The 6364-nt window shown below is 49.2% G+C and carries 4 protein-coding genes; 2 read left to right on the top strand and 2 right to left on the bottom strand.

Annotated elements, in window-relative coordinates; translation table 11 throughout:
- Positions 1-250: 250 nt before the first annotated feature.
- The gene (locus JSU04_15980; protein ID MBS1971812.1) at positions 251-1264 is read left to right on the top strand and encodes an aldo/keto reductase; all 1014 of its coding nucleotides are present in this window, start codon (positions 251-253) and stop codon (positions 1262-1264) included.
- Positions 1265-1279: 15 nt separating this feature from the next.
- On the opposite strand, the gene JSU04_15975 is transcribed toward JSU04_15980, so the two are convergent.
- Positions 1280-2017: a hypothetical protein gene (locus JSU04_15975; protein ID MBS1971811.1), complete on the bottom strand. Its 738-nt coding sequence runs from the start codon at positions 2015-2017 to the stop codon at positions 1280-1282.
- Complete coding sequence (locus tag JSU04_15970) at positions 2014-4641, bottom strand: PKD domain-containing protein (protein MBS1971810.1); 2628 nt, start codon at positions 4639-4641, stop codon at positions 2014-2016. The genes JSU04_15975 and JSU04_15970 overlap by 4 nt, the downstream gene beginning before the upstream one ends.
- A gap of 380 nt (positions 4642-5021) precedes the next feature.
- Here JSU04_15970 and JSU04_15965 point away from each other — a divergent pair, with 380 nt between their 5' ends.
- Positions 5022-6257, top strand: a complete 1236-nt coding sequence (locus JSU04_15965) for a hypothetical protein (GenBank protein MBS1971809.1) — start codon at positions 5022-5024, stop codon at positions 6255-6257.
- Positions 6258-6364: the final 107 nt, after the last annotated feature.

The following is a 6364-nucleotide window of genomic DNA, read 5'->3' as shown; positions in this document are numbered from 1 at the left end:
TAAATCAGTTTACTGGCCGATCCTCACGGTGCGCGACCGCAATGGTTTAAAGCTCGTTTATGATCAGGTCCTTGAGGAAATCGCGGCCGAGAAAAAAACTCATTAGCGCTTAGGGCAAAACCTCTTGAGGAATGTCAAAAATCCTTGTTAGCCCGATGCATTTCCGCAATTCCCACCGTAAATGGAGCGTTAGGCCTAGCGCTATTTTCTGTAAGTGAGATACTCGAGCCTCATTGAGAGGACACATCACATGGAATACAGAAAATTATTAGGCGCTGGTTTGAATGTTCCAGCACTCACTTTCGGAACGGCTACCTTTGGTGGCGGCAATGAATTTTTTAAAACCTGGGGCAGCACCGACGTTAAAGAAGCCACTCGGCTGATCGATCTTTGTCTCGATAACGGCGTCACTTTTTTCGATACCGCAAATACTTACTCAACAGGTATGTCCGAAGAAATTTTGGGCGAAGCGATGAAGGGGAAACGTGCGCAATCCCTGATTTCAACCAAAGCGACTTTTCCCATGGGCACAGGGCCTAATGATTACGGCTCTTCTCGTCAGTTTGTCATGAAGGCCTGTGAAGACAGTTTAAAACGCCTGCAGACCGATCACATTGATCTTTATTATATGCACGGCTTTGATGCTTTAACTCCGGTGGAAGAAACACTCCGCGCTTTGGATGATCTCGTGACTTCGGGAAAAGTGCGTTACATTGGTTGTTCTAATTTTTCTGGCTGGCACTTGATGAAATCGCTATCGGTTTCAGAAAGATACGGCTGGAGCAAGTATGTCGCTCATCAAACGTACTATTCGCTGGCAGGCCGTGAACTCGAGTGGGAGCTCATGCCGCTTTCTGTGGATCAAAAAGTTTCCAATATTATTTGGAGCCCGATGGCTGGGGGAGCACTCTCAGGAAAAATCACCCGTAAAACGCCACCGGCACCGGGTTCGCGTTCTGCGAACATGGATTTTGTGGTGTCAGCGAAGTCGGAGCATTTGTTCAACATCGTCGATGTTCTTCAAGAGGTCGCGCAGGAAACCGGAAAGTCGGTGCCACAGGTCGCGCTCAACTGGGTTCTGAATAAACCCACAGTCAGCAGTATCGTGATTGGTGCTAGAAACGAAGAGCAGTTGAAGCAAAATTTCGGCGCTGTCGGCTGGAAATTAAGCCCTGAGCACGTCGCGAAGCTTGATAAAGTGAGTGAGACAAAACCGATTTATCCGTACTGGCATCAGCGCCAATTCCCAATGCTGGGACACTAAGCGCCTGTCTGCCGGCTATTTCGCGATCGCAGATTCCGCGCGGTTGAGATCCTGCTGGGTCACTACGTTCTTCCAGATTTTCTGAGAGACGGGGCCTGGCAGGGATTGCTGCATTTCGCTGGCGCGGTCGGGTTCGAGTGAAGACCATTGATACAAAACTTCAGCTTTAACACCTGCTAAGTTTTGACGCTGATCCGGTGAAAGCTGATTGTTCTCAATCGTCGCGTCGGCAATGACTTCTTTGAAAACACCACGGGCCGTCTCAGCATCGCCGGACTTTATGGCTTCAAGCAAAAGATCCACGGCTACATTTTGCTGCGCCTCAAGATCCTGGTAAGGGGCAGGGTATTTAAAGAGATTTTTTAAATTTTCCAAAAGCGCGCGGTCTTGAATAAAATGTTTGCGCTGTTCTTTTTCTTGCTCAGTCAGGAATACTTTTTGTTTTAAAATTTTAAACGACGCAAGCTCCGTCTTGTTTTCAAACGGCTTGCTTGGTTTCTGCGTTCCTTCAGGCGGATTCGCGGTGGGCGCCGTCGCAGCGTCTAGGGTCGCAGACTCGCCAGTTTTTACGCCAATACTGCTTTCGACCGTCTTGATCGTGCCGCGGTTTTCCGTCGGCACCGGCGAAGCCGGAAGCTCCGGTGAAGAAGTGGAAGCAGGGGCTCTGTATAACAGAGCCCCTCCAGTTGCTAATCCTAAGAGGAGGACAGCACCTCCAGCATAGAGGTGCTTTTTATCTAGTTGCCATCTCATTTGTTAAAAATTCCTTGAGTCAGTTTGTTTTTAAAGAGTGCACGGTTCATATTCACGGCACCTTCGTTTTGGAAGAATGCCGTTCCGTTCAAATAACCGTTCGTGATAACGATATTTTTCTGGATCTCGGTCGATTTCACGAAGAGGTTATAAACCTTACCGTAATGTTTCACATGTTCTAAAGACACGATGGCATCCAAGTGACCACCGAGCTCAACCAGGCTGTCACCGACGGCGAATTCGCCCGCAAGCTTCATCATACCGTTCGAGGCAACCACTGGATGGTTCGGAGTGAGTTTAATGCTGCGACCTGATTTCATTGTGAAGACAATGATGTCATGCTCGCCATCGATCAACTCAGTCACCCATTGGTCCACAGGAGTTTTCTCAACAGCTTTGCTGTTCATCGAATTTGTATTCTTCAAAGTCACAACGTGGCTGTAGTTTTTAGTCAATGCTTCGATGAAGGTGACATACTTGCCTTGTCCTTGAGCCTTCACATCGGCAATGATTTGTTGCTCTGGCGTTGCGCAAGAGGACACACAAACCGCTGCAATGTAAGCCGTCGAAGGAACAACGCAAGAACCGCTGGCTTTCTTAGGCGCAATCCACACTTTTTCGGGATTGGTCGCACGGTTCATGAAAGTCGGGTAGAGCTTGCGCGCGCTCGTGTCGATGTCGTTGCCGCCCACTTTCACGTTATCAAACTTCTCAAGGAATTCTTTGATAACCGGAACTTGGTCTTGGCATTTCACCATCCACTGATAGCGACCGTTAGCTTCATCATTGCTCAAGCTATCTTGAGAACAGCGATAAGCAACGTAGTCACGGCAATAGCTTTGGGAAACCCATGCACCGTAAGTCGTTTCATCTTTTTCCAGTTTCACGCTGTGATCGATACAAGCATAAGTCTTCGTATTCGTCACATCACGAGACTGAACGATGACGCCGATTTGGTTCGCAGGGCATTTGTTCGAGCTATTGGCTTCTTCGCTCGAAGTTGAAACTTCTTGGCGACGAACGGCTGCAGGATTGCCGTCACAAACGCGTTCTTCAACAGGAGCTGCGATTTTACAACGGTCGTTGGAAACAACGTTGCCGCTGTCGTCTTTACAAACGTAGATGCGGGACTGCTTACCGCCGCAATCCGCGGAGCAAGCCGACCAGGTGTCAGTCGCTTGATAAGAGTACACAGGGCAAGAACCTGGAGTTTTCACAGTGCCTTGACGAGTGTTGGTTTGGCTGACTTGGCCGTTATTACAAACAAGGTCTGAGACTTGGTTGTAAATGCTGAAGTGACCGGTTTCACCGAACTCACAAGTCAATGCCACACTGACTTCGCCAGTAATAACGCTTGATTTTGTGGAGCCGTTCACGATTTGTGAGCCGTCCGGTAAATTACAAGACTGACCTTGGCAAGAGCCTTCACTGAGAAGGTCTTTTGAAGTCGAAGCTTTCACCCAGTCAAGGTGTTCACCAACAAGGCGGCATTCTTCAACAACAGTGTCACGGTAAGACATCACTTTCGTGCCGTTTAAACCGCAAGCCACTGTTTCAGAGTAGATTTCACCTTTGGTCTCACGTTGCTGACCCGCTGCTGGGCACTTATTCAAGTCCGGAGTAGGACTTGGCGCCGGTGTTGGTGATGGCTCTGGATCCACTGGCAAACTGCTGACCGCAATATCATGAGTGAGAGTCACCCACGGAGTGCTGGTATCGCCACCAATATAGATTTGCACAGTCACTTGGTAATCACCGGCATTGCTATATGTATGAGTCACGCTTTGATTTGAAGAGCTTGAACCGTCGCCCAAGTTCCAAGTCACAGCCGTGATTTTATTCGTCAAACAAGCTGGAATATAAAGTGACATTGCCACCGGTGCGTTCACGTTCGCCTCAGTAGGGCCCGAGATGGCAAGGTCGGAAACGCACTCAAGACCATCTTGAATGTTCACGATGGTTACTTTTTGCGAGAGAGTGCTTTTATTCTGGTTGCCATCAACGATAGCAACTGAAATCTGGTAGTCACCTGGGCGACCATAAGTATGCGCCACTTGGCCGAGGCCGCTTTGAACAGCGGAACCGTCGCCGAAATTCCAATCCGCAGAGGCGAGGCTCATGCCGCTTGGAAGGGCGATTTGGTATTTCAGCGCACTGCCGACCATGCCCAAATCAGGGCCCGAGATCGCAGCTTGGCTAGCAACGACGATCGTTTTCATTGAAATATCAGTCGTTGAAGTCGTAGCGACTTTTCCTGAGAAAGAGCTGCTCATGGAAGATTCCACTTGAGCAACGACGACATATTCGCCGGCTTTCTTATAGGAAGCCGTCATGGCTGCGCCTGAATTCACAGCGCTGCTGCCAACGGTTTTCCAGCTCAGTTTCTGTGAGCTTGAACAGCCGAGGTCTTCGTTTAATTTATAAACGACGGATTGACCTTTTGCTGCCACCTCAGAACCTTGGATAGCCAAGGAAGAGGTATCGATTGCGGCATCTGTTTTACAGTTGATGCCTAGACTTTCTGTCGTATTCACTTCATTCTCACTGCCGACTGACAACTTCTGACAACCTACGTGCAATATTGAAAGTGTCACCGCAATGAAAACCAGTTTTGAGGTGTTCATGGGTGCTCCTTGTGTGACGTCCTTTTAACGAACATGAAATCATCATCTCAGAACTTTGGAAACACTTCCAAGATTCTTCATGTGAACGCGCCATCTTGGGTTGTTGACACTCGAGAAAAGACTGAAAGCTCGACAAAAAAATTCAAACTCAGCGAGTTTAAAAGTTTTCGTCAATCCAGTCGACGCCTGGAACAACCACGGTGAACAGAAACAGACAATGTCAACCGCGTTAGTGAAAGATTTCATTTGAGGTCACGAAACTGTCTTACTTTTAGACAGTTTCTCGGCGTGAGTCTTCTGGGGCACGCTTCCTGCTGAGAAATTGACGAACCCTGACGGGTCCATGACAAACCCCGAGGAAAGCCTCACAGAAAGAAAATATGCGCAATAGAACCCTAACACTTGCAACAATTTTGGCGAACCTGTGCCTAGCTTCGGCACCTGCAACTGTTTTTGCCGGCGGTGCGCCCCTGTGTGAGCATGTGCTGGCGAGTGCGAGTCCCATGCAGATTACTTTTGCTGCCACCGGGGAGTGGCGGAAGACCGAAGGAAATCTGTTTTCCGCGGTTCGCGCGAACGCTCCTCATAATTGGGCTTACTTTAAGGCCATCCGTCCGCATTTAGTTTCTTTACGGGAGGCCTTCAAAGTCGAGGGTATAGGCATCGGGGATTTTCATATTTTGAATATCGGTGATATCGAGCTTTCTAACGGCTCTCGCAAAATCGGCCTCATCGACGTTGATGACGGCGGGCACACCTCACTATTTGCGGACTTTACGAGATCTGCGATCAGCAACCAGGTGTCTCCATATAAAGTGCCACTGCATGATCTTTGGAAGAACTATCTCGATGGCCTGAAGGATGAAAAAATCCAAAAGCCGAAAATTATTGAAACCATCTTAGGCAAAAGCCACAGCGAGTATCTGGCGATTCAGAAAAAGTACCTCGATAAAATCATCGACGGCAAAGGCTTCACGGCGGCTGCCGGCGTGCGCCCGCTGTCAGAAATGGACCCGGTGACTCGCGATGTGTACGTCGAAAGCATCGGTGCGATGATCAACTCTTTGGGGGACGTGAAAATCCTCGCCCAGGCGTACAAAATCAAAGATACAGGTGGCAGTCAGGGGATTCCGCGCTTCTGGTTCTTGATCGAAAATAAGGGGGCTCGCACGGTGATTGAGCTTAAAACCCTGGCGGAGCCGGCGATGAATCTCTATGAACAGCAGGGTACACAGCGTGACCGTATCAATAGCTTAATCGAGTTCTACCGTCCGCAACGATCGACTTTTGGTTTTTACCGCTTTGTTGACGGCGGCAAGTACCAATTTATCGCCCGCGAACGTACGCGCGGCTTTTTAGCCCTCGATCCAGAGGGCAAAGTTTCGGATAAAGACGTCCAAGAGGGGCAGGATGTGTATCGCTATCTGGCTCAACGGGCCGGGAAGTGGCATGCCGATCAAGGGCAAGGGGAGGCCCTTTTTAAAGCACTTACTCAAGACGAGGCTAAGAGCTATGCCGAGTTTGAGAGCATCGTGAACGACTACATCGAGGTGATGAAGCGTGAAAACGGCTCTGAGACCTCAAAAGACGCTACGCGTAAGCCAGGGAAACCATAGGGAATCCAAGGCGAGCTGTGAAGGCGTCTTCATAGCTTTCCTGTTGACGCAGAGGCCCCCTCGTTCTAAGACTATCGGATGCGTATTTCTCTTAAGAAATCATTAGC

The sequence above is a fragment of the Bdellovibrionales bacterium genome, assembly GCA_018266295.1.
Lineage (GTDB): Bacteria > Bdellovibrionota > Bdellovibrionia > Bdellovibrionales > Bdellovibrionaceae > JACMRP01.
The sequence above is the reverse complement of the archived record's forward strand: the minus strand, read 5'-3'. Positions and strand labels throughout refer to the sequence as shown.